Genomic DNA, 23,765 nt, shown 5'->3' on the forward strand with positions numbered 1-23,765 from the left:
AATTAAAAATATAAAGTATTAATTTTTAGTAATGTAATCTTTGCTGATTTTCGAAAAAAACCAGGAAATGCTTATACCAAAGACCGAAGCGATTGCTGCAACGATAAAATAATTTTTCCCAACAATTTTTACAGGGAAAGGCAAATCTTCCACAGCCTTGAATAATTCTGTGTATTGCTGGAAGAAGCATAATGCCGTACCTAACAGTAAACCAGAAACAATCCCAAGTAAAACGATAAGAATACCGGTGTAGAAATAGGTTATTCTTAAGTGGCTCAATGGGAAGCCTAATGAAATAAGAGATTTTGCCTGCTCTTTTTTATCTAGCTGTAAAATAATAATGGCTCCAGCAAGATTAAAGGTAGTAATGAAAATTACCAGTGCAAAAATGAGGTAAATGAAAAGCTTCTCTGTATTGATCATCTTCCAGAAGGCTGCATTTTCTTCTTCTTTTGTTTTAATTTCAACGTTTTTGCCTAAACTTTTTAGAAGTGTTTGCTTTACATTATCTGTATTGTCAGGATTTTTTAGCTGAATTACAACCTGATAAGCTGAGTTTTTAGGAAGATTTAATAATTCTTCTGTAAGTTCTACCGGAGCAATAATATAATTATTGAGCTGCTCATTTCCGGGAAATATTCCGGTAACGATTATTTCTTTCTTATTATAAATGTCTTCCTCCCTGTTGATAATTCCCGTTCCGGGTTTCGGCATAAAGATAGTCGCAAAATCACGGTCAGATTCTATGGGAACGCCTAATCTATTCAAAAGAGAATGTTCCATAATCACTTCATTGGAATATTCAAAAGAAGGATAGCGTCCGAAAAAAATCGTTTTATTTATCGGATTTACTTTTATATAAGCGGAGTCAACTCCACGGAGATAGGCAATGTCACCTTTCCCATTATAATTAAGATATACTTTCTCCTCAATAAGCCTGGAAAAATGTGAAATGTCTTTGTTTTGTTTTAATATTGCTTTTACCTTATTAAAATCTTTAATAGTTTTTCCGGAAGTGCTTTTAATGGTAAGATCTGCATGTAAATTTGAGATCAGGGTTTTATTAAAATCTTCCAATCCCGAAAAAACTGAAATAATAACGAACATTGCAGCTACGGCCACGCTCATTGCTACTGCGGCAAGCCATGTTATAAATGTAACGGCAGTGCTTCCTTTTTTAGATAAAAGGTAGCGTGATGCGATATAAAATGCAATGTTTTTCAATTTTTTTTATAAAACAGGGTTTTCTCCTTCGCCTCTCAGTTCTTTTTCGATTCTTTCAACATCATCTAAAGTCGTATCGAGATAAAAGCTCAGTTGCGGTATGATACGAACCTGTTTTGCCATTTTCTGACCAATGAAGTTTCTGTATTGAGCCTTGTTTTCTTCAATTTCTTTCATGATTGAAGAGCGATGTTCCTGTGGGAAAATGCTCAAATATATTTTGGCAATCCCAAGATCTGGAGTTACTTTTACATCTGAAACCGAAACAAGAATACTCTGCTTACTTTCGGATGCCTGTTTGCGGAAAAGTTCTGCGAAATCTTCCTGTATAATCTGTGCTACTTTTCTTTGTCTGTTACTTTCCATAAGTTCTGCAAATTTACTATTTTTGTTTGAATTGCTCATTTGTAATTGAGTTTTAAAAAAAATATTATTAAAATTTATGAAATTAGAACATATCGGTATTGCTGTAAAATCTTTAGGGGTTTCTGATGATCTTTTTACAAAACTTTTAGGAAAAGAATCTTATAAAAACGAAACTGTAGAAAGAGAGGGTGTGGTAACCTCTTTTTATGCGGCTGGTGAAAGTAAGATTGAACTTTTGGAGGCAAGTAAGGAAGAGAGCCCGATCTCAAAATTTATCGATAAAAAAGGAGAAGGCATTCATCATTTGGCTTTTGGCGTTGAAAATATACTGGAAGAAATAAAAAGATTAAAAAAAGAAGGGTTTCAGTTTATTTCTGAAGAACCCAAAGAAGGTGCTGATAATAAATTAGTTGTATTCCTTCACCCCAAATCAACCAATGGAGTGCTTGTAGAACTTTGTCAAGAAAAGAAATAAAAAATTTTGCAGAGAAATAAATTTTACTATTTTTGCAAACACAAAATTTAACCAAATTTTGAGGTCCTATAGCTCAGTTGGTTAGAGCACCTGACTCATAATCAGGTGGTCCCTGGTTCGAGCCCAGGTGGGACCACTATCTCGGAAGCCTTTCCCACATTAGGTTTCCGAGATTTTTAAAAAGCTTCAACAAAGGTAGAAAATGTTTGAAAGTCAACATGACAGTCAACATTAAATCTACCATCATGAGAAAATTACTTATCAATTTAGTCAACGGTTGTTCAAGAACCGAAGTTTTTATTTCCCCAAAAAATTATCACACTTTTACAAAATCCAAGTTTGAAAAAAATTGGTTTATCGAATGCCGTTTTCACGATCCGGCATATATAGATAAATATCCTAAAGGTTTTCAATACCGAAAAAAGTTTTCCGGAAACGATCTCCCAGAACTAAAGCTCACTGCAAAAATCTTCAAGGAAGAAATGGAAAAGATGTTGGATGAAAAGAAATTCAATCCAATAACAAAATCGTACATGACAAATAGAGCAGGGATCTTACATCCTTATATGCCATTTGTTGAAGCTCTCGAAGAATCATTAGAAAAATTAAAATCAGGCTATTCTAAAAGTCATGCGTATGAGGTTGATCGGTGCGTAAAGCATGTAAAGAAAATCAAAGATAAACTAGGATTTGAAAATTTACTAATCAATGAGGTAAGAACCTGGCACATTAAAAATATTCTTGAATCACAAAACCTGACCGATTCTGTTTATAATAAATCAAGATCTTATTTGATGGGATTATTCTCGGAATTGATTGAATTTGGTTGTTGTGAATACAATCCTGTGCGGGATATTTCACGAAAGGTTATTGTGAAAAATATTCGAAAGGTTATTACTGATGAAAAATTAAAGCATGTTTTTTATTACCTGAGGGATAAGCATTACAATTTTTTCAGATATGGAAAGATCTTCTTTTATTCCGGCGGACGTACTGCAGAACTTTTTCGAGTTCAAAAAAAGCATGTGGACTTAGAGAATCAGGAATACCAGGTACTAATAAAAAAAGGTAAGCAATACGTCTGGGAGAAAAAAATTATTATTCCTGATGCAGTACATTATTGGAGAGAAATTCTTCAACTATGTAAAACTGAGGATGATTTTTTATTTTCAAATAAACTTTGTCCAGGAATAAATTCGATCAATCCGAAGCAAATAACAAGACGGTGGAGTAAATATGTGAAGAAGTCTAAGGAAATTAAAGATGATGAAGGCAATGTAATTATTGTGACCGAAGATTTTTATAGCCTTAAACATTTGTTTCTGGACAAAGTTGAGGAACAGGTTCAAGTACCGATTATTCCGATTGCTGGAGCTGCTCAGAGAATGGCTAATCATAAAACTCCGGAAACAACTGGAATATATGCAACCGGAAGGAAGAGCAGAAAGAACGAAGATCTAAAAACTTTAAGAGTTGTATAAAAAACCCGAATGGGAGTCCGGGTTCTGATTTTCAAAAACTCTATGATCATTCACCTATATATTAGACGTAAAAACTACTACTATATTAAAAGAATTAATAGGATTTAGGCGAAATTTTTTCAGAAATTAATACACGAAAAAGAAAGTGAAACCATAAATAAAAATAGGCTTCTGTTGAGAAGCCTATTTTTATTTATTTTAGTTTTATAAAATTAATTTTTTTTCTGCAATGGTTTTTTCTTGAAATTATTAATAATTAATATAATTGAAGAAATTATAAAAATCGTAGATGGAGCTACAAACCAAAATGACATTCTTTCATAATTGGCATAATTATTAGCCCCTGTTAAAAACAATGCAACTGTTACTAAGGCAATAAAACAAAATATTAATAGAAATCTATCTCTCTTATTTTTGAGAAAAAAATAAATTATTAAAGTTCCTGGTAATGAAAAGGCTAATAATCCTCCAATCCAAAAATCCATATCTGCATAATTAAAATTTAAAAAAAAGTTGGCCATTAAAAGGAATAAGTAGATAAAAATTGGATATCCCACTTCTTGCAGACCGCAGATGAAAAGGAAAGAAATAAGAGAAATAGTCTTCAAAGTTTTCATAGATACATTAGTTACATGTTCTGTTAGATGTAGGAGCTGTTCCTGGCTGTGGTAAACCTCCAATGAGACTGGAAACAGTATCTGGAGTGTCAATTCCATTATTATTTGTATTTACTCCAGCAAGACTTATTGCACTAAGAGCGAAATCGGCACAATTACTAAACCCTAAATCATAATTGTATGTAGAATAAAGGTGTGCTTGTGCAATTATTAGCTGTAATTGTGTAGGTGAGATTGTTCCTATATTCCATGAGTGAGTGTAAGCATGTCCACTATCGTCCGCAAAAGTACTTGGACCATTAATATTTGAAGGAAACCCAGATTGAGGATAAAATCCAAAAACCATAACATTACTACCTTGAGTAATTGATATGAAAGCATGCCCCGGAGGTGAACTTGCCATTGTCTGAGCATAAACTTTTAAGTTTGCAGGTTGATTAATATTAAGACAGCTCAGAAACTTTTTAATATCTACTGGAGTCTTAGGTGGTGGTGGTGGTTGTGATGTACTAACAGGGGGTGTTGAGATTCCTCCTCCGCCTCCTCCTCCGCCTCCGCAGTTATTATATGTTGTACAGCCACCAATAGGAGGAAGTGGCATACCAGGTATTGTTGGTTCGAATGGTGCTAAATAGTGGTTTTTTTTCGGAGGTACATTTATAATGACTTCCTCGATTTCATGAGGATTTTCACTAGTCCCTCTTCTGTCTGAAAAACTTAATATAGCAGTCTCAACATCTTTATCGTATTCAGGAATGTACCATGAAACCATATCGTTTTCATTAGTAACAGACGCAACTACTACATTTCTTACTTGATTGTCTACAATTATTGGAAAAAGTGTTTTCCTTGTGCCGTCTTCATCATAAAATACCTGAGAAGAATAACTAAAATCAATGTAAGGAAGTGTAAGGTCTTTAAAATCTACAGCTTCTTCAGGATGATCTATATAATATGTAAAATACAACAACCTAAAAGCATATGCATCTGATGTTGTTGAAGCATTTTTAGCATTTTTGTTGTTTTTTGATTCGAAAATACCAAAGCTTGAGGTAGTACTATTTTTTTCAGCTTCAGTTTGATTTATTTCATCTTGCCTACAGCTTGATAGAGTAAGAGAAAAAAGAAAAGAAAGAAAGAGAATATCTTTCAGGCGCCTAATTTTTTGTTTCATTGTATAAAAGTTTAATGTTTTAAAGATAAAGTAAATATTTAAATATGTATGTAGGATAAAAAAATTTAATATTTTTTTAAATTGCTTGAAAAAAATCCGAAAATAAACCCATTGCTTTTTTATATTTAACTCTCGATATTAATTTAAAAATTCATTAAGCATATATTTGCAAAATGGAAAATATTGAAGAATTGGAGGAGAGAGTTCTTGAAATTGTCAGGGAAAAATATAAAAGAACTGGTGGACATAACGGAAATTTTTTCAGAGATTTCGATCATATTTTAAACATGAGTATTGAAGAAACCATTGCTTTTTTGCTGCGTATGGAGGCCGAGAAGAAAATTAAAATCTATCAAGGTGCCAATTCCAGATTAATTACTTTACCGAAATAAGATAGGAGCCAAATGAAACTTAAAGCTATTATTCGGGAAGATGTAAAACCCGCTGACAAAACAATTATTGTGGAGTTTGAGGGCGATGAAAAAAAGCAGCATTTCGAAGTAAAATGCTTATTTAGTCCTTTTTATGCTAAAATGAAAAAGTGGGATACTTGGATTCTTAATATTAAAATGGAAAGCGAAATTTTTACAGATCCTAAAACACAGCAGAAGTCATATTTTACCCATTTAATCTGTAAGAGAGCGGAATTATTTCATTCTATTTATGGAAAAGATGAAAATTAATTATCTGAAGCCGTAAATAACCAACTCTCTAGTGTATGTGGCAACCTCATGATGTGTTAAAGTCTTTTCATGAATGCCTAACAAAATAAGATTTATAATTTCTTCTTTTTTGTTTTCCTCCGAAGTAGTACTATATAATTGATCAAAAATCGCTTCAATTTCCTGTACCGGTCTGTCCATTTCAACCTTGTCTCCTTTCTCCATTGCTGAAACATAAGACATTAGAAATTCTGTTAAGTGTTTTATATTCAATGTCCAATTTTGATACTTTTCCATAATGCAAAAATACAATTATAAAGCGTCAAAACATGACGTAATAAAAAAGACCTTCCGGATTGATGTTTGGAAGGTCTACGAAATAATGTAATTTATATTTGAGTAAAAATTTTATATCAACTTATATACCAAAAAAAACAACATTCCACTAGTAAGAATGTTGTTAAAGAATTCTAGGTTTAAAAACCTGGCATTTCAAATATATAAAAATATTTCTATATTCGTGGAAAAATCAAAACCATGAATATATTTATTAGTTGGTCTGGAGAGACCAGTATGAAAATCGCAAGCGAATTGAAAAATTTCATACCAAGAATACTTCAATCAGCAAAACCATATTACACACCATCAGATATTGAAAAAGGAACCAGATGGGAAAGTGAAATCAATCAAAAATTACAAGAATGTCTTGTAGGACTTATATGTCTAACACCTGACAATACAGAAAAACCCTGGATTATGTTTGAGGCAGGTGCTCTATCAAATAGATTAGATAAAAGTAAGGTTTGTTCAATCCTATTCGATTTAAAGAAATCTGATGTAACTGGACCATTATCACGATTCCAAATGACCGATTTTAATAGTAATGATTTTTACAAACTAGCACAGTCGATCAATTCTTCAATGGGAGATATGAAAATTGAAGAAAATCTTTTAAGAGAATCCTTTGATTATTTTTTTCCCATTTTTGAAGGAAAAGTTCAAGAAATTCTGAAAAAAAGAAAAGGTGATTATATCAAACCACAAAGAAGCGATCGTGATATTTTAGAAGAACTATTAGATCTAATTAGAAAACAGAGTAATAAGGTTCCGATTGAAAATAATTCAAAAACTGCTGGTGATATTACTGATGATATACTCAGGAGGATTGGCAAATATGAAAGTAAGATGTTGTATAACTACAAGGTTGGTGATAGTGTTATATACAGTGGTTATGGAGAAGGAGTAGTAAGTGAGATACAAACACTTGGAGACAAAGTTGTCGTTGTTGTGGATTTTCCCAAAGGAGATAGAAAAGCTTATTATACGACAGATAAACATTTAAATAAATTATAGAAAAATCCCCACATATTTATGTGGGAATTTTTCTATATACTTCACATTATTTAATTTCCACTTTTGAAAATTCTAAATAATATTCACTTCCGGGTTCAAAATAAGTTGATGCTTCCGTTTCATTATCAATTCTAATTGATAAATGCCCTGAAGGGGTATATTTTGAGAAGTCTTTGTTTTCTTCAGATGTACCATATACGGCACTTAATTTAACTTCTTTTGCAGTTTCAAAGTTTGTAACTGCTTCACACTTGAATTTTGCTTTAACTGTTTTCATTTTTTTATTGTTTAAAAATTTCTTTATATTTTTTAAGTTTTAGGACACGATCTTTAAAGCCGTTAGCATCGCCATAAGCTTCAGTATGTTTTCCAATGTTTATAAGGTCACTGATTCCGTCTAAGTCGTCAACATCTGCCAAGTTACTTAACCCTCTACGATTCCAGTAATCAATAGCTGCAATCATGGCATTAGGCTCTTCTTTAAGCAAATCAGGATTTGACACAAAATCGATTCCGGTTCTAGCCTTTAAAATTTTCATTTCTTCCGCTCCTGTATGTTGCATAAAGCCACCGCCACGATTTTTAAATCCATCACCACTTGCTTCATTTCCATTGCCCATCCGATTAGCATAAACATAATTTGCCATCTTAACAGAGTTTTTTAAATAAGAATTTACAAACGCATCCGTTTTTCCACGAAAAGGAGTTTTAAATGATCTTCTCGCATTTGCTATTGAGGTGTAGTACAAACTTTCTCTTTTTGCAATAAGATTCGATTCGTGATCTAATTGAGTGAAGAAATGTGCAAGTCTGAGTGGTGTATTGATTCTATGCTTATCGAGCATAGTTTTGTATTTTTTTGATAATTCTAAAGCTGTCATTTTTTTCTGTAATTTTTAAAGTATATAAATATTACTATAAGTAGTAGAGCGAATGCTCCCAATCCTCCTATGAGTCCAAAACTCCAAAAAGTTCCGGTTCTTGTCACCGATTGTTTTGATTTCTCTTTTGCTTCTCGCACTCGTTGCTGAACATTATTTTCTTTCACAAGTTTATCAGAGAATTCTTTAAATTGATCAAGTAATGATTCTGAAGTGTTTTCTTTTTTTACCTGATCCGATTTTGAGGCTTTCGCTCGAACGTGAACATCTGCATTCCCGGAAACTTTAATAGTTTGTAAAGTATCGCCGTTTTCAATGTTGTAGATTTCAAGTGGTTTACCATCTTGAGCCTTGCCTTTAACTTCAATATCGGTTGCTGTTTCTTTTTTTTGCTCAGAAACTTCAGCCTTTTTTGTTTCCTGTTTTTGGATCTCTTTTTCAATATTATTATTCTCAATTTTTTCAGAAAGAATTTTTGTTTTCTCAGTTTCTGAAATGGATGTTTTTAAAACTTTCTTACTCTTGCATCCCATTAAGAGGATTACCATTATTATCAGAGCTATTATTCTCATCTTGTTCTTTTTTGTAATTAGACAATAAATCTTTAAGCATATCATCCTTTTTTTCTAATAATTCTAATACGGAAACTAAGGATGCATTAACTTTTCTACGTTGTTTTTCATCGGCTTTTTCATGAACAGATTTAGCTTCTGTGAAAACAAGTGCTACAGTTGCCAGTAATGATACAACCGGAATTGCTGAAATTGGAAATTCAAAAAAGTAGGATATCGGGACGATTGCATCAAAGATGAAAGCATAAAGAAGCATTCCGAAATACTGATTAAATTTTGAAACTGATCTCTTATAACCTTCAGAACTTCTTACTTCTCCGATCTGCCGTGCTTTCCTGATTCCAAAATAGAAATCAATTATCATGGCAAGAAGTACAGCGCACCAAAGAATACCTACGACGATTAATTTCATCGTGATAGCACTGTAATCTTCTTTTAAAAATTCTAATATCATATATTAATTTTTTATATTTTTACAAGAAATACCAAACCCATGAAATTCTCTTTAAAATCTTTTCTAAACTTTTTCAATCCTTACTCTGAATCTAATCTTGATTCAGAAATAAAAATATATTTAGAGGATGCTAAAAAGTATAATCTTGATATTTCTCATTTATCTAATCTTGAAAATTCAATTTCTAAAACCTCAGATTCTAAAAAGCGTTTACAATTAAAAGTGAAATTTAAAAATTCACTTAGAGCTATTTATGATCAGCATGAGTATGACTCAATGTCGGAAACAATTGATCGTGCTTGGTAGATCAAACCATTAAGTTTTGAATTTCCTGTTGGGATAATACACGGTTATAGAGCTTAAAGTTTTTCAGTTCGCCTACGAAAGGTAATGTGCTGCCGTTACGTTGGCCAATGAATATAATTTCATCTAAAAAATTACCGTTTAAATCCGCACTACTATAATCTACCAATGTCACTTTTACACCATTTACATAGAGTTTTATGGATTCGGATATACTTCTGTCAATAGTTATAGCACAGTATGTAAAAGATGATAAATCTAAGCTTATATATTTTTCGTTGTTTTGTTGACTTTCGCTGTCGAAAATATCGAAATTACTACCGTTCACAACCATAAAACCACCATTTACGTAACTATCGCTTGACTGCTCAACGATTATTCCTGTGGCGGTTTGCGTACTTTTTATTCTAAAAGATATGGTTACCTTATCAGTGGCTATACTTAACGGTGTTGCCGTCTTAATCGATTGTGCACCATTAAAAATTGCTGCTCCATTGGAAAATGTAGGCGAACCGCCAGCAACTACCATTTGTACACCTCCTGAAACTTTATTTTGAAAATCAGTATCGAAAGGAATATCAAGTAAAAGCGATGGATCAACCGGCGGTGTAGATCCATCACCTAAAATCTGCTGACCGTTTCGAAATCCTTTTTGGTAAAAAGTACCATTACGATAGCGTTGCAGATTTCATCTACTGCATATTTATGTTCGGAATCTTCAACATGAATCACAGCATTCATCTTCGTAATATTGAAGTCCATTCCAACATGCAGTACATCACCAGGCTGAATTTTGCGGTTTGTTCGGTTTTTAATCCTGTCGTATTTCGTATAAACGTTCCCGGTAGTAAGATTAACAAACTCACCATTCAGATAAGCGAGGAGCTGTTCCGGGGTGTAGAGAGCTTCAATGGTCGAAATGTAGCTTTCGGAAATGAATGGATTGTTTTCGGTTCTGGCCTTAATGAGTTTTTTATTTGGATGAGGTTTCTTAACAAAGAAATCATAGAGGAATTTAAAACCTTCCGGTGTAGAAACAAAGTCAAGACTATTAGGTTTACCATCGGGTAGGGGAATAGATAAACGAGCGACAACTTTTGTCAAAACGTCTTCCATGTGTTTTTGTGGAAGAACGTCAGCTTCATCAATCAACGAATATCCAACTTCATAACCGATGATCGTATCTGGATTATCCATTGAGCGCATAATAATCTTTCCGTAACCTGTCAGGAACTCGTGGTCCGTTTTGTTGAGTGAATATTTTACACCAAGTTTTGTAAGAAATTTTTCGAACTTTGGATATGCAATGTCTTTGACAAGTCCGTACGTAGGTAAATAATAAGCTACATCAATACCTGGATAAGCTAATTTCTTTAATGCTGTTTTGATAACTCCTCCTTCTGATTTTCCAGAACGAAAACCACCAACGATACCAGTATGAATATAATCACTTTCAATAAATTCTGCCTGATGTTCAAGTAATCCGAATTCATTATCCATCTTTCTTTTTCAAAATAGTGAATGCAACAGGATTTAATTCTTCCTGACCTCCAAGATTTACATTTTGAGCAACTTTACCTTCAGTACGTTCAAGAAGTGTATTGATTGATTTATTGTCTCCGTTTAAAGCATTTTTAATAATTGTAACAGCAACCAATTCATTAATGGAAGATTCACCGCCATCGATAATCCCATTGATAGTTTTCTTTTTGTTTTTTGAATCGGTAGTGGTGATCGTATTGTTCTTGAATACTTCGGAGGTAATAATGAATTACATTATTTCGATATAACCCACAACGAACAAATAGATATAAATCAGATGGCGCAAAAATTTAGAGAGAAAGGTGTAATTGGTATCTCTACTGATGTAGTTGAAGTGAGAGATGCTGTTGACGCTTATACCAACAATCCGCGGAGAAGATAGTTCACTAAGAAGGAGAAGGGGTTAGCTTATTAACCGCTTTTAGCCACTACTTCTATCAGATCATTTAGATATTTTGCCTGTCTCCCCAGTAAAAAACAGATGGTTCTTTTATTGAGTTATTTTCACCTAATGTGAAAAATAACGGCACAGTCACTTTTTTGTTTCTAATCATATCTTCTCTCATTTCAAAAAGCACTTCAGTAATGCATTTAAGAGATTTATCAATTAGCCATTTAGCTGCAAAAGCTAAAGTTGTAGGTATATTTCCATTTTCCTTAGTAAAATCAGGAAAGTGTGTTTTTAATGCATCTGTGACCAAAAATTTAACTTTATTAGTTTGCAGTGTAAAATGTACATGACCAATTGCATGTTCAGTATGTATTAAATGTGATCTATGCTTATTGACATTATTTAATTTTTATTACTGTAACTTTTTTTAAACCAAGTCTATCTTTCAAGAATTCTTCTTTTTCTTTAATCGATGTATTGGAATCCATTTTCAAATCGATAGATTTAAATTTCTTTTTGGTGTAAGAGAATTCTACGTACCTGTAATCTATTGTATCTTGAAAAGGATATTTGCACCATACTTCTATCACTCTATAATAAATTGTCATTATAATTTTGCGTTTTCAAAATCATCTTCATTATCATCCTCCGGGAACTCCAAAGAAGTCTGCTCATACTGCGGAGCTGTCTTTCCATTCATATAAGCTTCAACTTGCTCAATTACAATTCTTAGCCTATGATTCAATTCTTCTACATACAGATAATTACTATTGTCAAGCTTGATTTTAGGCGTACTGAATCCAATTGCACCATAGCTGACAGTTTTACCTCCGGTAAGAATTACGGATTTGTTTTCGTCAGATCCTGTAATTTTAAATGCTGAGACAAAATAGTTTTCTAAAGATTCATGTTCTTCAAGTTCAGCAAGTGGAGTTTGATTATTTGACCAATGAAAATGCCCGTCGACGTGAGCAAGAAATACATCGAGCATTTTAAATGCTTCGAGCATATCATCGTGAACGATGTGAACTCCTTTTCTGGAAAGTTCATCACCTTTCATTGCTCCTACTAACAACTCGTATGAGTAGGTTAGGAAGTGATCTTTTAATGAAGCAGCTTTGATTTCAATTTGCTTCTCATCTTGGTTTGCAAAATCAGCTAATTTTTCCAGCTTATCTGCGTTGATATTAATTACATTTTCCATTATTGTGCTTCAAAATCATTAATAGTTACTCGCTTCTCAAGTCTTTTGATTTTTTTTGTCATAACTTCTTCAACAGCTAATCCCAAAGTAGGATTTATCATTTCCATTTGTTCAATCATGATCTTCATATCTGCAATTTCTTCTGTGAGATTTTTGAAGCTCTCACTATCATTATTTCTGATATGTTTTCTCACAGCTAGTGCTAATTCTGTAGCTTCTTCTTGTGCCATTTCGTATTGGGCTCTAATGCCCCATTTTTCAATAGCTTCCAAATAAATTTGATGTCTTGGTTTTTCCATTATTGTAAGTCTTTAATGTTACAGGGAAATCGATTCCCTTTTATGTTTTCATAAATAACAGCTATACCGCTGATTGATATAATTTTTACTTTGTCTCCTTTCTTTCCCCAAACTTCAGCTTTGTACTTATTGTCTTTGTTTAAAATCATTTCATCACCTATTTTCACATTTCAATTTTTAACTGTTCATTAGGTTCTGGAAGATCTACGTTGAGGAAATCTTGAGCGAATTGTCTGATTTTCTGTTTAAATTCAAACTCCCACTCATAAGTATTAAGCCTTGTGGAAGTTTTAGGAATTCTGATAAACTCTCCGGTGTTTTCGTTGATCTTTTCTTCATAGTTGCAATTAAGCTTTATGATCTCATGAATTTCGTTTGGTGATTTCAATTCGCCCCAAGCTTCTTTGATTGCTCTCTGGAGAATGGGAACCCATACACTCCAGTAAAATGCGTTCTCTTGTTTCGAGCGTTGCTTGTATTTCCGCTTGAAGATGAGGGTGATTTCTTTGCCTTCGAATTGTTGAACAGCTTGTTTTATGAAATCAATATTCTGTTTGAATTTTCCCTCTCGTATTACAGTTTCGATTTCAATTGCTTTCATTATTCTACATCTACAGCGGTTAAATCGAAACCAGGCGCCCATTTTGGTTTGTAGATGGTGTTTTGGCTTCTGAAGAAATTGTATGATTTATTAAAGGCCTTGTCTTTAATCATTTTTTCAAGACAAGCGATAAGGAAATCTACTTTACGTTTACAGTAGTTCACATAACCTGCGTCGATGTTTAACACTGCATAATTTCCGATCGCATCATAGACAATATGCTTGACTTCCGGATTGAAGTTTCCGTATAGAATTTCAAAACCAATAGCATAAATTCCAATTTGAATGTCATACCCAAATTTTACAATGTCTCTTTCAAATTTTTCTGGAGAACAATCTGAAGCAAATTTTAGATCATGAAATCCATTTTGATGGTAGGTATCAAGAAAACAGATGAAGTTCCAGCCTTTATAATTAAATTCAAGTTTCTTCTGAAAATCTTCTACCAACATTAGTTCGTCGCAGACTTCATCAGAATCTTTTAAGTTGTCTACAATCTTTTTTGCTTTCTCGTAATCATCTTGTGAGATAACTTCTTTTCCTTGTATTAATGCAATTATGTATTTTTCTAAACCTTCCGTTTTTACTCTGCTAAATCCTTCTGAAATTGCTTCCGTAAATTTTTCTGTAAATAGATCTTCGGAAAATGTTTCCATCTTCATTTTGTCTAATACAAGATTTACAAATTCGACCTGCTTGTCTGTTGTAGGTGCATTAGCAACTATTGTGAATTGCTGATGAAATTTATCTTCGGTAAGGAGTAGACAGTCAACGATGCTTCCAAGAGTCATTCCTGTGTTTTTTTGCTTCGGATTTAGTATTGCATCAATAAAGTTGATTGGACTGTCTAAATGCTTTAATTTAGAGTAGGAGAGTCTAAGTTCTCGTCTCATCAACTTGCCAATCAATTCATATCTTGGATTAGATTCTTGCTGAGGTATTGCTGAAAAATCAGGTTCGATGTTTTGTTTTGATAAGCTCATGTGTTCTATTTTTGGTGATTAGGAAATAACTCATTGAATTTTTGGGTAACAATTGTTTTTTGTTCAGCTGTTAAAGAATATTTCGTTCTGAAATCAACAAATTCATCTACATTGGAAAAAGCATCAATATCTTTTTTTAGTTTCTCGGTGGTGATCTCTGTTTTCGCTGGTTTTTGATTTTGCTGTGGAGGATTTTGTTGAGGTTTATTTTGCTGAGTGCCTTTTTTCTCAACACCATTTCCATCGGTGTCTTTGTCTGTTACAAGTCCAAGAATTGACGAAAGAGCGTATCTTCTTAAATAAGTGATTGCTGAACCTAAAACTTGGTAATCATTCATACCCTTTAACTGAACACCTTCCGGAATGTCAATTGTGCTCTCTAAGGATTCTCCGGTTTCTGTATGAAATATTGTAGTATGAATTTCTTTACCTTTAATTGGCTGAGTAAATCCTAAATTATGTTTTCTTAGAAGAGGATTTATAATTTCAAAAATTGCTGGAAGGTCTGCGTAAGAGTATCCATATCCCTGTGTGTCTTTATGGATTACAGGTACTTCTTGTTGGAAGGATGCTAATGATTTGTATAAGGTTTTCATAATTAACAGGCTTTAGAAATTGATAATTTCATTTTCTGGATTTCATTCATTTGATGGGCATATTGATAGGCTCTTTCTCGGTCGTCTGTCCAAACCGTATGGGTAGTGGATTCGAAGATTCTCTCAGGTTTAAATGCATCCTTCATTGAATATCTCAGGGTTATTTCATTTTTCTCACCCCAAACACAATCAATTCCAGTAACAAATAAAACCTGATCTCCTACGTAAAGGATCTTTTGCTCTCTTACGGTTGCTTTTTTCGTTTTGAAGTTGATTCCAACATCATAAACTGTTTGTCCTACTTGATAATCCATAACTTTAATTTTTACCAGGTCCGAAATTTCTCCACAATTCATTCTGTTCAGCTAAATACTCCCTGTGTGATAAAACACTTCGTTCTTCAGCTCCCAATTCATCTTCTCTGAAAGAATCAATTTTTGCTTCCAGTTCTTTTCCAACAGCACATATTTTCTCATCTTCTACATATAGACCATAAGTACCTCTGCGATTCATCTGTATTGTCCAGTAAGCGTTGTTTTCATCTAGGAAGAGCCCGAACCAATTGTTTTCTTTGTTTTCTTCATCTATTCCAAAATCCATGAACTCTAATTCGTTTGCGATTTGGACTGCTTTTCTGAAATTCTTTTCAGAGAAAAAATTCGTTTTAGAAATTAATTTTTGTAAGTTTGTAACCATTATTGTTGACTTTTTAAAGTTTGACATCGGCCATCTGTTCCCGCAGGTGGCTTTTTTTATTTGTGGAATCTTGCTCTTGCAGCAGCTTCCTTGTCTGTTTGTGATTTAGATTGCTTGCGTTGGGCGGTTCCCACGCCGCCCGTACAAGCTGACAATTTCGCTTCAACTAAGGCAGAATATGTCTGTATTGTTTTGAGGTACGCTTGAATTTCTCTTACGTCCTTTGGTGTTAATTGACTCATATCGCATCTATAATTTCCTGTTTGTCAACTTCGAAAATTTGATCATCTGTCCATCCGGTATGCTTCTTAAAAGATTCGATGTAGAAATAGTTTTCTAATGATTTTGATTTTCGATATGCCGCCAGATATAGTGCGTTTTCTCTCATTCCAAGATCAGATGCCATTGCAGCTCTCAAATCATAATCCTCTTGAATTTTACGGTAAACCGTAATACTGATTCGTTTAGGATTTGTTATATTTGCTTCTTTCATTTTGAAATGTTTTGTTGTGTTATCATTTTGATATAGCAAATATAACACAAGTGATACAATATACAACTATTACATATCACAAATTATATAAAAAATATATAACTAATTGAAAACCAACATAAAAAATTTATGAACGAAAGGGATGTTATGCTGAAAAAAGTGTTAGAATTGATAAAAAAACACGATTTAACAGCTTATGAAATAGGTACTAATGTCGAGCTTGCAATAACTGGTGTACAAAAAATAATCGACGGTGTGACACAAAGACCTCAGATTAATACCTTAAAAGTTATATATGAATATATTATTAAAAAATACGAAAGTGATATAAATAGTGATATAGTAAGTGAATTAAAGCCAAAAAATTATGCTACAACTTTAGAAGTGAAAATTGTTACTACAAAAGCAAGAGCCGGTTATGCTGACGCATATTATGCAGAAGAGTATTTAGCGGATCTTCCAACTGTATTAATTGAAGCTGATAAAGAATACAAGGGAAAATATTTAGCCTTTGAAGTTGATGGAGATAGTATGGAACCGGATTATAATAAAGGTGACATTGTTATTTGTAGAGAAGTTCAAAGACATCTCTGGCAGTATAAGCTTCATTTCAAAGATTATGATTTCGTAATAGCTCACGGAACTAAGGGGATTATGCTTAAAGAAATAATAGATCATAATGTTGAAACTGGAGAAATAACTTGTCACTCTCTAAACAATGATGATGGGAAGCATGAAGACTTTGTTTTAAACCTAAGAGAGGTTGCGTTTTTATATAATGTTGTAGAGCATAGAATCTCGGGAAAATCTAAAAGAAGAAATAGATAATGAATAAAACACAAATGAACCTTGTAATTGTATTGCTTTTCTTAATTTTTATAGCGCTCTCAGTTGTTTCATACCAGCTATATAATTTGAGGATAGAAAATCTTAATTATGAAAACAATCTTAAATCATATTTACAAACTTTAAAATAAGATAGATGAAAAAACTTTTAGTATTCTTAGCAGTAACAATATCTCCGTTGTCAATCTGTCAAATTAAAGATGTTAGCCACCTTCAGGATAAATGTGAAACAGTTGGAAAAGTTGCTCCAATGGGTTCTTTTATGGGCGAAGTAGAGAAATGCTCCGATAACTTAATAAAATTCTCATACAGAGATCTGAAATTCTCTTCAATAATCAATATAAAAAGATTTTCATTTGAAGATAAGGATGGTGCGTTAGATTATCTGTATATAACTTTGATCAAAGGTTTGGATGAATTGCCGGAAGAAGATAAAGTTCTTCAACTGCCCAATGATTTACTTTTGATAAAGTTTAAAAAAACTTTCGGAGTTCCTGTGGCGACTATATATCACACAAATAATGCCAGTGTTTTGGGGGTTACTCAGTCCTTCACTAAAAAACAGATAGATAAATTATTTGGCAAAGAAAAAAAATAAGAATGTACACCTCAGACGAACAAATATTGAAGCTGCCAAGAATTTTGAAAGATCAAGGTGTGATTCCTCACATTCAGGATTTCCACGAACATACCGGAATAACGAAACAGTTATTTTCAAGTGTGAAAAATCAACAGAAAAGAGGTCGAGGTTTTCACTTTACTGCAGCACACATTGAAACGATTTCAAAAGTGTACGGAATTGACATTAACTGGATCTTCGCATTGTCCGATAATCTCTTTAGAAACGGAAAAAATGCGGGTAACATTAACGGTAACATTATGGGGGTAACCTCAAATTAAAATAAAAATATAAAAATAGTAAAGTGTTGATTTTCAATCGCATTTCTATCTCATGATGCGGAGGGTAGTCCCTCATAATCAGGTGGTCCCTGGTTCGAGCCCAGGTGGGACCACATCAACAGCAAAGTCACCAATCTGGTGACTTTTTTCGTATATTGTTATAGCTCAATTTATTATTTTCTTGTAAAAAGAATAATTTGCACAATAATCATTAAATTGTAACTTAAAAAAAATGCAATGCTGAAATATATTGTATCTCTTCTAACAAGAAAAAGACAGTTTGCAAAAAATGAAATCGAATATGGGAAAAGCTTCATGTTTGATGTGTATACGATAGTTCTGGTTTTTCTCTTGCTTTGTAATGTATTGATAAACGCACTTTTTCTTGACCAGTATATAAGTGCAAGTGTTTTTGGAGGAATGGCTGTACTTATGTTTAGCACTTTATTGTGGCCCGATAGCATTCGTTTCAATAAAAAATTACTGACTGGTTTTTTCTTTTTACTCGGGTTGGTAGTCTTTTTTTGTGATGGTACGGCAGGTAAAGGATGTATGAATTATTTATCATACATTTCGCTGGCCATTGCAGTCGCATTTATTTTTGATTTTTCTATAGATAAAATCAGGATAATTTTTCTTATTCTGTCATACGTGCTTTTTTTTCTTATTAATATACTTTCGGATTATTCTTTATTCTCTGATTACTGGCTTCATCTTTCACCTGTAAAACAGCTTTATGTAAGAGTATATAAAGTCATCGAAGTTGTCTGCTGTACATTTGTGGGGATCTATTTTATCTCGAGGGATAAAGTAAAGGTTAGAGAATATTATATTGAAAAAGAAAGATTAGATAATTTATTAAAGAAGACAGATAAAATTAGCTTTTCAGGAGAACTGTATGAACTTGCCATGAGTAAAAACTCACTGTTTATCACTTATTTTAAATCTGAATTCCCTGATTTTTTTGAAAATATTTTGCGAGTGGCACCAAATCTCGTTTCTTCTGAACTTGAAATATGTGCTTTGCTAAAACTGAATTTGAGCACCAAAGAAATAGCTGTAGCTACAAATTCTACCGTGAGCTCTGTGAAAAATAAAAAGTATAGAATTCGTAAAAAGCTCAATATCTCTCCCGAAACTGATATTGTTTTATATATTATTAATACATTTTGATTTTGTGTTTTACAATTAAAATATTCTGATTTTCAGTATTTTAAATTAAGTGAGACCATGTAAGACATTATCCGAGTCGATGTAATAATTCATTTTTTTCTGTTTAAAGAATAACATTGTTAATATTGTACTCTCAAATGGAAATACAACTTGAAAAAGATGCATATTCGTTTGATAACAATCTGTATTTCATAGTTCTTATGAATTGTGAAACTCCAAAAACACAATGTTTATATATTCTTTAAGTTGGAAGTATTTATACTTCCAATTTTTTTTATCTAATCTTCCATTAATTTCCATTAATAAGTTTCTTGTTTTAATGGATTTTCAGAATTAAAATTTCTTTTTTTATACCTTTACACTGATAAAAAACTCTATCATGTCAATAACAAACGAAGCCGAACTGATCGGAATGCAGAAAGTAAGTGAGGCAGTAGCCTATACTTTAAAAGAAATGATAAATTATGCTGAAGTTGGTATGACGACTAAAGATCTTGATGAATACGGTGCTAAAATACTTTCAGATTTTGGTGCTAAATCCGCACCTCACCTTACTTACGGATTTCCGGGTTGGACCTGCATTAGCGTGGACAATGAATTCTGCCACGGTATTCCTAACTCCGAAAGAATTTTAAAAGATGTTGATTTAATTAATATTGATGTTTCTGCAGAGCTCAACGGTTTTTGGGCAGATAATGGTGGATCTTTTGTGATTGGAAAAGATATTAATCAGCATCAGAAATTAGTTGATGCTTCAAAATTTATTTTAAATAAAGCCATTAATAATATAAAAGGCGGAGTAAGAATTGCAGACATCGGTTTTCTAATGGAAACCGAAGCAAAGAAAAAAGGTTATAAAGTCATTAAAAATCTTGGCGGTCATGGTGTCGGGAGAAGTCTTCATGAGGAGCCGGATGAATTAATGAACTACAGAAACCGTTTTGATACCAGAAGGTTTAAAAAAAATTCGGTTGTAGCCATAGAAACATTTATTTCTACAGATTCCACCATTGCGGTTGAGCTGAAAGATGGCTGGACGATGGTTGGCAATAAAGGCGGCTACATGGCTCAGCACGAGCATACGATTTTAATTACCGATGGAAAACCGGTTGTTTTAACGCAAATGAATGAGATTTTAAACTAATTATAGTTTTAATATTAAATAAATCAACCTTTCAGAATGATGGAAGGTTTTTTTGTAAATATTTCAGACTGAATAAATTCTGATAATGACTTTAATTTAAATGTTAAAAAGTGAATTATTTTGAATAATATCTGATTATTGGCGCAAACTTTGATGCTTTGCAAACTGAAAATTATGATTTTCGAAAATCAGATCACCAAATCTTAAAATATGAAATTTAAAGTACATTACCTGCTATTGGCATCTGCGATGTTTTTAGCAAATTGTTCTGATGACATTGAACAACCAATCGAAGAACCCGGAAATGAAGCTATCTATCCGCCAGTAGAAACGGGACAAGCCAACACAACCTATTCCTCTGCTTTTGCCGGACAAACCAGAGTGAATGGCGTGAAAACCCAAACACCTTTCACAAGCACGGTTTTAACCTCATCATTAGCTTCACCTTGGGGAATCACCAGTTTGCCTGACGGAAGACTGCTTATCACTCAAAAAGGCGGCACTATGAGAATAGTGACCAATAGCGGAGCGGTAGGAAATGCAATCACCGGAATACCTGCCGTAAATTCAACAGGACAGGGCGGATTGTTGGGAATTTGCATCGATCCTCAATTCTCTTCAAACAGAATGATTTATTGGGTTTTTTCTGAAAATGTAGCTGGCGGAACGCAAACTTCTGTTGCAAAAGGAAAGCTTTCTACTTCAGAAACCACTATTGAAAATGCAGCGGTTATTTACCGTGCAAACCCATCTTCTTCTGCGGGAAATTTGCATTATGGAGGGAGAATCTTATTTGATTCCACAGGAAATCTAATGGTAAGTGTGGGTGAACGATCAGACCTTTCAACAAGACCTTTTGCGCAATCGGTTACTGCAGCTATAGGCAAGATTCTAAGAATAACAAAAGACGGAGCACCTGCGCCGGGAAATCCGACATTTAGCCAAAGTGGAGCTTTGCCGGAATTGTACAGCATCGGTCACAGAAATCCGCAAGGAATTGCCATTCATCCGACGACGGGTGAACTGTGGCAAAGTGAGCATGGCCCACGTGGTGGTGATGAAATCAACAGAGTGCAGCCTGCAAAAAATTACGGTTGGCCAACAATTACTTATGGTATTGAATACAGCGGGGCAGTTATCGGCGGTGGCATTCAGCAGCAAAGCGGTATGGAACAGCCAGTTTATTACTGGGATCCTGTAATCTCACCAAGTGGAATGACGTTTTATAGAGGTAATAATATTCCGGAATGGCAAAACTGTCTTTTCATCGGAGCTCTCAGCGGACAACATATTGTAAGACTGGTTATTAAAGATAATAAAGTGGTGGGTGAAGAGCGTTTGCTTGCAAGCGAAATGCAGCGCTTCAGAGATATTACCCAAGGAACTGATGGTGCGCTTTACGCAGTTACCGATGCGGGGAGATTATATAAAATTCAAAAACAATAAATAGAATATTTTTTTCGTCCCTTTGAAACACTGGCTTTAAGCTGGTGTTTTTCTTTTTAAAATAGAATAAAATTTTAAAAAATAAAAACCGCTCTCGAATTATGAGAACGGTTTTTCTGATTGAAAATATAGTTGAAAAGAATTAATAACCAGCGTTTTGAACCAAATATCCAGGTTCTGCAGCTGCTCCGTCGATTGCCGATTGTGGGATCGGGAACAATCTTTTTCTCGGATCTGCATTTGTTTTTGAAGTATAAAGATCTTCATAATGCCCGAATCTGATCATATCTGTTCGCCTTGAATATTCCCAGTAAAATTCAAATCCTCTTTCTCGGTAAAGCAATTCAAGATTAATGGTAGTTAGAGCAGGAGGTGTTACTGAAGGTCTTGCTGTTCTTGAAGCTCTTACCAAATTTACATCGGCTAAAGCCGCTCCTGAATTTCCTTTTCTCAGCTGAGCTTCAGCTCTCATCAGATAAATATCAGCTAAACGGAGAAGTACAATGTCTGCGTTCCCTCTGTTTCTTCCGGTATCTGAAGTTCTTGAAAACTGGTATTTTGATACTCTGTAGCCATCTGTATAATCTTTATTGTTCGGGTTTTCAAGATCGATTTCCAATGTGTGGTTTACATAATTTACGAAACCATTTCTCTGCTCGATGATCGGATATATTTTGTATTGTCCGTTTACAGTTTGAAATGGCTGTCCGTTTGATGCATTTCTAAGTCCCCACTGAATTCCTCTCTGAATTCCTCTGTTGATTTCGTATGTTGCACCGTTAACTAGGAAATAATGATTGGAATCATTTGCTGGAGTAATTCCTGTTAAATCTTTTAAATTATTAGGAACTACTAAATTTTCTTTATAAAACCTGGCATCAACTTGTGCAGGATCTGTACTTCCGTAAGCCTGAACCCAAGTTTGATAAAAATCCGGGGTTATGGCAGGGCCGTCTGTTCCGTTTGCTTTAGGAAAAGCTGCCAAAGGATACTGACTTCCTGAAAGCGACCAGTATCCCAATCTGTTGTGAGAAGTATTAAGGTCCTGTCTTTGATCAATGGCAAAAATTAATTCTTTGTTTGAATGATTATTGTCATCAAATATGGCAAAATATTCAGAGGAAAGAGTGTATAATCCTGAATTAATCACTTTGTTGGTATATTCAATGACTTTATCCATATCTCCAGCGGCAAAAACAGGAGTTCCGTAAGGATCTCTGTAAACTGCGGCATTCAGGTAAAGCTGTGCTAAAAATCCGTTTACTGCAGCCTGAGAAATTCGTCCCGGGCCTTTTGAATTATCAAGCTCATTTACAACGGCAAGAAATTCACTTTCAATATAAGATACAGCCTCCTGTTTTCTTAAAATCTGAGAATTTTGGGTTGTAGAATCTTTTTTGAATGCAATTCCCCAATAGTCAAGCATTAGCATATTGTAATAAGCTCTCAATGCGCGCATTTCAGATACGGCTTTTGCTGCATTAGGGTCTGTTGAAGCAGGAGACTGTAGTTTTTCGATGGCAGTTACGGTTCTCGACAGCATCAGTCTCATGGCGTCCCATGTTTGTTGTACGACAACATTGGTCGTGGTTGTTGTATGCTGATGAAGTTCAATATATTTTCCACCGTCATACCAGTCGTTTCCGCTTCCTCTTGGCGGAAGAATAGCCTGATCAGAGCTTATAAGCTGAAGTCCATAGTTTTTGGTATGGGTAAATGCATCCGGAAGTGGTCCGTAAGCCGGAGCAACAAAAGATTCAACAGGTGTTGTGGTTTGCGCCTCAAGAGACTCGTCGATCACCTGTTCTTCAAGATCGGTACATCCTACAAGAGCAAGAGCACTTAAACTAAGAATTGAGATTAAAAATTTATTTTTCATTTTTTTCTTT

Annotated in this window: 35 protein-coding genes and 1 tRNA gene; 13 read left to right on the forward strand and 23 right to left on the reverse strand. The window is 33.8% G+C overall.

Annotation, left to right across the window (positions count from 1 at the left end; translation table 11 throughout):
* Positions 1-18 precede the first annotated feature (18 nt).
* Positions 19-1,224 carry an ABC transporter permease gene (locus BA768_RS01060; protein ID WP_065719360.1) on the reverse strand — a complete coding sequence of 402 codons (1,206 nt, stop codon included), beginning with the start codon at positions 1,222-1,224 and terminating at the stop codon, positions 19-21.
* Between the two features lie 6 nt (positions 1,225-1,230).
* Complete coding sequence (rbfA, locus tag BA768_RS01065; RefSeq protein ID WP_034677031.1) at positions 1,231-1,590, reverse strand: 30S ribosome-binding factor RbfA; 360 nt, start codon at positions 1,588-1,590, stop codon at positions 1,231-1,233.
* 76 nt (positions 1,591-1,666) lie between these two features.
* Between rbfA and mce the strand changes: the two genes are divergently transcribed.
* From mce to xerC, 3 genes are all read left to right on the forward strand, one after another.
* On the forward strand, positions 1,667-2,065 hold the full coding sequence (mce, locus tag BA768_RS01070) for a methylmalonyl-CoA epimerase (protein ID WP_034673759.1): 399 nt from the start codon (positions 1,667-1,669) through the stop codon (positions 2,063-2,065).
* 62 nt (positions 2,066-2,127) lie between these two features.
* Positions 2,128-2,201: transfer RNA gene (locus BA768_RS01075), tRNA-Ile, on the forward strand.
* 109 nt (positions 2,202-2,310) lie between these two features.
* Complete coding sequence (gene xerC / locus BA768_RS01080) at positions 2,311-3,546, forward strand: tyrosine recombinase XerC (protein WP_065719361.1); 1,236 nt, start codon at positions 2,311-2,313, stop codon at positions 3,544-3,546.
* Between the two features lie 212 nt (positions 3,547-3,758).
* Here the strand turns inward: xerC and BA768_RS01085 are convergent, their stop codons facing one another.
* Positions 3,759-4,163 carry a hypothetical protein gene (locus tag BA768_RS01085; RefSeq protein ID WP_065719362.1) on the reverse strand — a complete coding sequence of 135 codons (405 nt, stop codon included), beginning with the start codon at positions 4,161-4,163 and terminating at the stop codon, positions 3,759-3,761.
* A gap of 7 nt (positions 4,164-4,170) precedes the next feature.
* The gene (locus BA768_RS21190) at positions 4,171-5,337 is read right to left on the reverse strand and encodes a hypothetical protein (RefSeq protein WP_065719363.1); all 1,167 of its coding nucleotides are present in this window, start codon (positions 5,335-5,337) and stop codon (positions 4,171-4,173) included.
* Between the two features lie 173 nt (positions 5,338-5,510).
* On the opposite strand from BA768_RS21190, the gene BA768_RS01095 reads away from it, so the two are divergent.
* A complete protein-coding gene (locus tag BA768_RS01095; protein WP_065719364.1) occupies positions 5,511-5,729 on the forward strand; it encodes a hypothetical protein in 219 nt (72 codons plus the stop codon).
* 12 nt (positions 5,730-5,741) lie between these two features.
* On the forward strand, positions 5,742-6,020 hold the full coding sequence (locus BA768_RS01100; protein WP_065719365.1) for a hypothetical protein: 279 nt from the start codon (positions 5,742-5,744) through the stop codon (positions 6,018-6,020).
* On the opposite strand, the gene BA768_RS01105 is transcribed toward BA768_RS01100, so the two are convergent.
* On the reverse strand, positions 6,021-6,296 hold the full coding sequence (locus BA768_RS01105) for a hypothetical protein (RefSeq protein WP_065719366.1): 276 nt from the start codon (positions 6,294-6,296) through the stop codon (positions 6,021-6,023). It lies immediately after the preceding gene.
* A 240-nt stretch (positions 6,297-6,536) separates the two neighbouring features.
* On the opposite strand from BA768_RS01105, the gene BA768_RS01110 reads away from it, so the two are divergent.
* Positions 6,537-7,352: a toll/interleukin-1 receptor domain-containing protein gene (locus BA768_RS01110; RefSeq protein WP_065719367.1), complete on the forward strand. Its 816-nt coding sequence runs from the start codon at positions 6,537-6,539 to the stop codon at positions 7,350-7,352.
* Positions 7,353-7,398: 46 nt separating this feature from the next.
* Here the strand turns inward: BA768_RS01110 and BA768_RS01115 are convergent, their stop codons facing one another.
* From BA768_RS01115 to BA768_RS01130, 4 genes are read right to left on the reverse strand one after another with little or no spacing between them, the layout of a single operon-like run.
* Entirely contained in the window at positions 7,399-7,629 is a 231-nt protein-coding gene (locus BA768_RS01115) for a hypothetical protein (protein WP_065719368.1), read from the reverse strand.
* A 4-nt stretch (positions 7,630-7,633) separates the two neighbouring features.
* Complete coding sequence (locus tag BA768_RS01120) at positions 7,634-8,233, reverse strand: glycoside hydrolase family 19 protein (RefSeq protein WP_065719369.1); 600 nt, start codon at positions 8,231-8,233, stop codon at positions 7,634-7,636.
* Positions 8,230-8,805: a hypothetical protein gene (locus BA768_RS01125; RefSeq protein WP_165601762.1), complete on the reverse strand. Its 576-nt coding sequence runs from the start codon at positions 8,803-8,805 to the stop codon at positions 8,230-8,232. The genes BA768_RS01120 and BA768_RS01125 overlap by 4 nt, the downstream gene beginning before the upstream one ends.
* The gene (locus BA768_RS01130) at positions 8,750-9,259 is read right to left on the reverse strand and encodes a phage holin family protein (protein WP_065719371.1); all 510 of its coding nucleotides are present in this window, start codon (positions 9,257-9,259) and stop codon (positions 8,750-8,752) included. Before BA768_RS01130 ends, BA768_RS01125 begins: the two co-directional genes overlap by 56 nt.
* A 39-nt stretch (positions 9,260-9,298) precedes the next feature.
* Between BA768_RS01130 and BA768_RS01135 the strand changes: the two genes are divergently transcribed.
* The gene (locus BA768_RS01135; RefSeq protein WP_065719372.1) at positions 9,299-9,565 is read left to right on the forward strand and encodes a hypothetical protein; all 267 of its coding nucleotides are present in this window, start codon (positions 9,299-9,301) and stop codon (positions 9,563-9,565) included.
* A gap of 1 nt (position 9,566) precedes the next feature.
* Here BA768_RS01135 and BA768_RS01140 read toward each other — a convergent pair whose 3' ends face one another.
* The 13 genes from BA768_RS01140 to BA768_RS01200 form a co-directional block, all read right to left on the reverse strand.
* Positions 9,567-10,091, reverse strand: a complete 525-nt coding sequence (locus tag BA768_RS01140; RefSeq protein WP_065719373.1) for a LamG domain-containing protein — start codon at positions 10,089-10,091, stop codon at positions 9,567-9,569.
* 92 nt (positions 10,092-10,183) lie between these two features.
* Entirely contained in the window at positions 10,184-11,062 is an 879-nt protein-coding gene (locus BA768_RS01145) for a terminase large subunit domain-containing protein (protein WP_065719374.1), read from the reverse strand.
* Positions 11,055-11,219: a hypothetical protein gene (locus BA768_RS21195; RefSeq protein ID WP_165601763.1), complete on the reverse strand. Its 165-nt coding sequence runs from the start codon at positions 11,217-11,219 to the stop codon at positions 11,055-11,057. The genes BA768_RS01145 and BA768_RS21195 overlap by 8 nt, the downstream gene beginning before the upstream one ends.
* Before the next feature lie 331 nt (positions 11,220-11,550).
* Entirely contained in the window at positions 11,551-11,805 is a 255-nt protein-coding gene (locus tag BA768_RS01150) for a hypothetical protein (RefSeq protein ID WP_065719375.1), read from the reverse strand.
* 297 nt (positions 11,806-12,102) lie between these two features.
* Positions 12,103-12,699 (reverse strand): hypothetical protein, encoded by a 597-nt coding sequence (locus tag BA768_RS01160; protein WP_065719377.1) that lies wholly within the window; start codon positions 12,697-12,699, stop codon positions 12,103-12,105.
* Positions 12,699-12,998, reverse strand: coding sequence for a hypothetical protein (locus BA768_RS01165; protein ID WP_065719378.1), 300 nt, complete (start codon positions 12,996-12,998; stop codon positions 12,699-12,701). Before BA768_RS01165 ends, BA768_RS01160 begins: the two co-directional genes overlap by 1 nt.
* Complete coding sequence (locus BA768_RS21200; RefSeq protein WP_165601764.1) at positions 12,998-13,165, reverse strand: hypothetical protein; 168 nt, start codon at positions 13,163-13,165, stop codon at positions 12,998-13,000. Before BA768_RS21200 ends, BA768_RS01165 begins: the two co-directional genes overlap by 1 nt.
* Complete coding sequence (locus BA768_RS01170; protein ID WP_065719379.1) at positions 13,162-13,599, reverse strand: hypothetical protein; 438 nt, start codon at positions 13,597-13,599, stop codon at positions 13,162-13,164. Before BA768_RS01170 ends, BA768_RS21200 begins: the two co-directional genes overlap by 4 nt.
* Complete coding sequence (locus BA768_RS01175; protein ID WP_065719380.1) at positions 13,599-14,582, reverse strand: PD-(D/E)XK nuclease-like domain-containing protein; 984 nt, start codon at positions 14,580-14,582, stop codon at positions 13,599-13,601. The genes BA768_RS01170 and BA768_RS01175 overlap by 1 nt, the downstream gene beginning before the upstream one ends.
* A gap of 5 nt (positions 14,583-14,587) precedes the next feature.
* On the reverse strand, positions 14,588-15,178 hold the full coding sequence (locus BA768_RS01180) for an ERF family protein (protein ID WP_065719381.1): 591 nt from the start codon (positions 15,176-15,178) through the stop codon (positions 14,588-14,590).
* A gap of 2 nt (positions 15,179-15,180) precedes the next feature.
* Positions 15,181-15,492, reverse strand: a complete 312-nt coding sequence (locus BA768_RS01185; protein ID WP_123947043.1) for a hypothetical protein — start codon at positions 15,490-15,492, stop codon at positions 15,181-15,183.
* 4 nt (positions 15,493-15,496) lie between these two features.
* Positions 15,497-15,874, reverse strand: coding sequence for a hypothetical protein (locus BA768_RS01190; RefSeq protein WP_065719383.1), 378 nt, complete (start codon positions 15,872-15,874; stop codon positions 15,497-15,499).
* 238 nt (positions 15,875-16,112) lie between these two features.
* Entirely contained in the window at positions 16,113-16,367 is a 255-nt protein-coding gene (locus BA768_RS01200; RefSeq protein ID WP_065719385.1) for a hypothetical protein, read from the reverse strand.
* Positions 16,368-16,496: 129 nt separating this feature from the next.
* Between BA768_RS01200 and BA768_RS01205 the strand changes: the two genes are divergently transcribed.
* The 6 genes from BA768_RS01205 to BA768_RS01230 all read left to right on the forward strand — a co-directional run bounded on the left by BA768_RS01205 (position 16,497) and on the right by BA768_RS01230 (position 21,876).
* Positions 16,497-17,195 (forward strand): helix-turn-helix transcriptional regulator, encoded by a 699-nt coding sequence (locus tag BA768_RS01205; protein ID WP_065719386.1) that lies wholly within the window; start codon positions 16,497-16,499, stop codon positions 17,193-17,195.
* 154 nt (positions 17,196-17,349) lie between these two features.
* Positions 17,350-17,811: a hypothetical protein gene (locus tag BA768_RS01210; protein WP_065719387.1), complete on the forward strand. Its 462-nt coding sequence runs from the start codon at positions 17,350-17,352 to the stop codon at positions 17,809-17,811.
* A gap of 2 nt (positions 17,812-17,813) precedes the next feature.
* Entirely contained in the window at positions 17,814-18,113 is a 300-nt protein-coding gene (locus BA768_RS01215; RefSeq protein WP_065719388.1) for a hypothetical protein, read from the forward strand.
* A gap of 237 nt (positions 18,114-18,350) precedes the next feature.
* Positions 18,351-19,286 (forward strand): helix-turn-helix transcriptional regulator, encoded by a 936-nt coding sequence (locus BA768_RS01220; protein ID WP_051882590.1) that lies wholly within the window; start codon positions 18,351-18,353, stop codon positions 19,284-19,286.
* A 379-nt stretch (positions 19,287-19,665) separates the two neighbouring features.
* Positions 19,666-20,430, forward strand: coding sequence for a type I methionyl aminopeptidase (map, locus tag BA768_RS01225; RefSeq protein ID WP_065719389.1), 765 nt, complete (start codon positions 19,666-19,668; stop codon positions 20,428-20,430).
* Positions 20,431-20,640: 210 nt separating this feature from the next.
* Positions 20,641-21,876, forward strand: a complete 1,236-nt coding sequence (locus tag BA768_RS01230) for a PQQ-dependent sugar dehydrogenase (RefSeq protein WP_065719390.1) — start codon at positions 20,641-20,643, stop codon at positions 21,874-21,876.
* A 142-nt stretch (positions 21,877-22,018) separates the two neighbouring features.
* Here BA768_RS01230 and BA768_RS01235 read toward each other — a convergent pair whose 3' ends face one another.
* Positions 22,019-23,755, reverse strand: a complete 1,737-nt coding sequence (locus BA768_RS01235) for a RagB/SusD family nutrient uptake outer membrane protein (protein ID WP_065719391.1) — start codon at positions 23,753-23,755, stop codon at positions 22,019-22,021.
* Positions 23,756-23,765: the final 10 nt, after the last annotated feature.

It is taken from the genome of Chryseobacterium sp. CBo1 (assembly GCF_001693475.1).
Lineage (GTDB): Bacteria > Bacteroidota > Bacteroidia > Flavobacteriales > Weeksellaceae > Chryseobacterium > Chryseobacterium formosense.

Bases quoted from the DNA above. Each gene is read 5' to 3' on its own strand.
- BA768_RS01115 (WP_065719368.1), bottom strand. From the start codon at position 7,629: ATGAAAACAGTTAAAGCAAAATTCAAGTGTGAAGCAGTTACAAACTTT.
- BA768_RS01180 (WP_065719381.1), bottom strand. From the start codon at position 15,178: ATGAAAACCTTATACAAATCATTAGCATCCTTCCAACAAGAAGTACCT.
- BA768_RS01235 (WP_065719391.1), bottom strand. From the start codon at position 23,755: ATGAAAAATAAATTTTTAATCTCAATTCTTAGTTTAAGTGCTCTTGCT.
- BA768_RS01170 (WP_065719379.1), bottom strand. From the start codon at position 13,599: ATGAAAGCAATTGAAATCGAAACTGTAATACGAGAGGGAAAATTCAAA.
- BA768_RS01175 (WP_065719380.1), bottom strand. From the start codon at position 14,582: ATGAGCTTATCAAAACAAAACATCGAACCTGATTTTTCAGCAATACCT.
- BA768_RS01135 (WP_065719372.1), top strand. From the start codon at position 9,299: ATGAAATTCTCTTTAAAATCTTTTCTAAACTTTTTCAATCCTTACTCT.
- BA768_RS01160 (WP_065719377.1), bottom strand. From the start codon at position 12,699: ATGGAAAATGTAATTAATATCAACGCAGATAAGCTGGAAAAATTAGCT.
- BA768_RS01185 (WP_123947043.1), bottom strand. From the start codon at position 15,492: ATGGATTATCAAGTAGGACAAACAGTTTATGATGTTGGAATCAACTTC.
- BA768_RS01205 (WP_065719386.1), top strand. From the start codon at position 16,497: ATGAACGAAAGGGATGTTATGCTGAAAAAAGTGTTAGAATTGATAAAA.
- BA768_RS01095 (WP_065719364.1), top strand. From the start codon at position 5,511: ATGGAAAATATTGAAGAATTGGAGGAGAGAGTTCTTGAAATTGTCAGG.
- mce (WP_034673759.1), top strand. From the start codon at position 1,667: ATGAAATTAGAACATATCGGTATTGCTGTAAAATCTTTAGGGGTTTCT.
- rbfA (WP_034677031.1), bottom strand. From the start codon at position 1,590: ATGGAAAGTAACAGACAAAGAAAAGTAGCACAGATTATACAGGAAGAT.
- BA768_RS01130 (WP_065719371.1), bottom strand. From the start codon at position 9,259: ATGATATTAGAATTTTTAAAAGAAGATTACAGTGCTATCACGATGAAA.
- BA768_RS01125 (WP_165601762.1), bottom strand. From the start codon at position 8,805: ATGAGAATAATAGCTCTGATAATAATGGTAATCCTCTTAATGGGATGC.
- BA768_RS01220 (WP_051882590.1), top strand. From the start codon at position 18,351: ATGCTGAAATATATTGTATCTCTTCTAACAAGAAAAAGACAGTTTGCA.
- BA768_RS01110 (WP_065719367.1), top strand. From the start codon at position 6,537: ATGAATATATTTATTAGTTGGTCTGGAGAGACCAGTATGAAAATCGCA.
- BA768_RS01140 (WP_065719373.1), bottom strand. From the start codon at position 10,091: ATGGTAGTTGCTGGCGGTTCGCCTACATTTTCCAATGGAGCAGCAATT.
- BA768_RS01105 (WP_065719366.1), bottom strand. From the start codon at position 6,296: ATGGAAAAGTATCAAAATTGGACATTGAATATAAAACACTTAACAGAA.
- BA768_RS01145 (WP_065719374.1), bottom strand. From the start codon at position 11,062: ATGGATAATGAATTCGGATTACTTGAACATCAGGCAGAATTTATTGAA.
- xerC (WP_065719361.1), top strand. From the start codon at position 2,311: ATGAGAAAATTACTTATCAATTTAGTCAACGGTTGTTCAAGAACCGAA.
- map (WP_065719389.1), top strand. From the start codon at position 19,666: ATGTCAATAACAAACGAAGCCGAACTGATCGGAATGCAGAAAGTAAGT.
- BA768_RS01230 (WP_065719390.1), top strand. From the start codon at position 20,641: ATGAAATTTAAAGTACATTACCTGCTATTGGCATCTGCGATGTTTTTA.
- BA768_RS01210 (WP_065719387.1), top strand. From the start codon at position 17,350: ATGAAAAAACTTTTAGTATTCTTAGCAGTAACAATATCTCCGTTGTCA.
- BA768_RS01085 (WP_065719362.1), bottom strand. From the start codon at position 4,163: ATGAAAACTTTGAAGACTATTTCTCTTATTTCTTTCCTTTTCATCTGC.
- BA768_RS01200 (WP_065719385.1), bottom strand. From the start codon at position 16,367: ATGAAAGAAGCAAATATAACAAATCCTAAACGAATCAGTATTACGGTT.
- BA768_RS01165 (WP_065719378.1), bottom strand. From the start codon at position 12,998: ATGGAAAAACCAAGACATCAAATTTATTTGGAAGCTATTGAAAAATGG.
- BA768_RS01215 (WP_065719388.1), top strand. From the start codon at position 17,814: ATGTACACCTCAGACGAACAAATATTGAAGCTGCCAAGAATTTTGAAA.
- BA768_RS01100 (WP_065719365.1), top strand. From the start codon at position 5,742: ATGAAACTTAAAGCTATTATTCGGGAAGATGTAAAACCCGCTGACAAA.
- BA768_RS01190 (WP_065719383.1), bottom strand. From the start codon at position 15,874: ATGGTTACAAACTTACAAAAATTAATTTCTAAAACGAATTTTTTCTCT.
- BA768_RS21190 (WP_065719363.1), bottom strand. From the start codon at position 5,337: ATGAAACAAAAAATTAGGCGCCTGAAAGATATTCTCTTTCTTTCTTTT.
- BA768_RS01120 (WP_065719369.1), bottom strand. From the start codon at position 8,233: ATGACAGCTTTAGAATTATCAAAAAAATACAAAACTATGCTCGATAAG.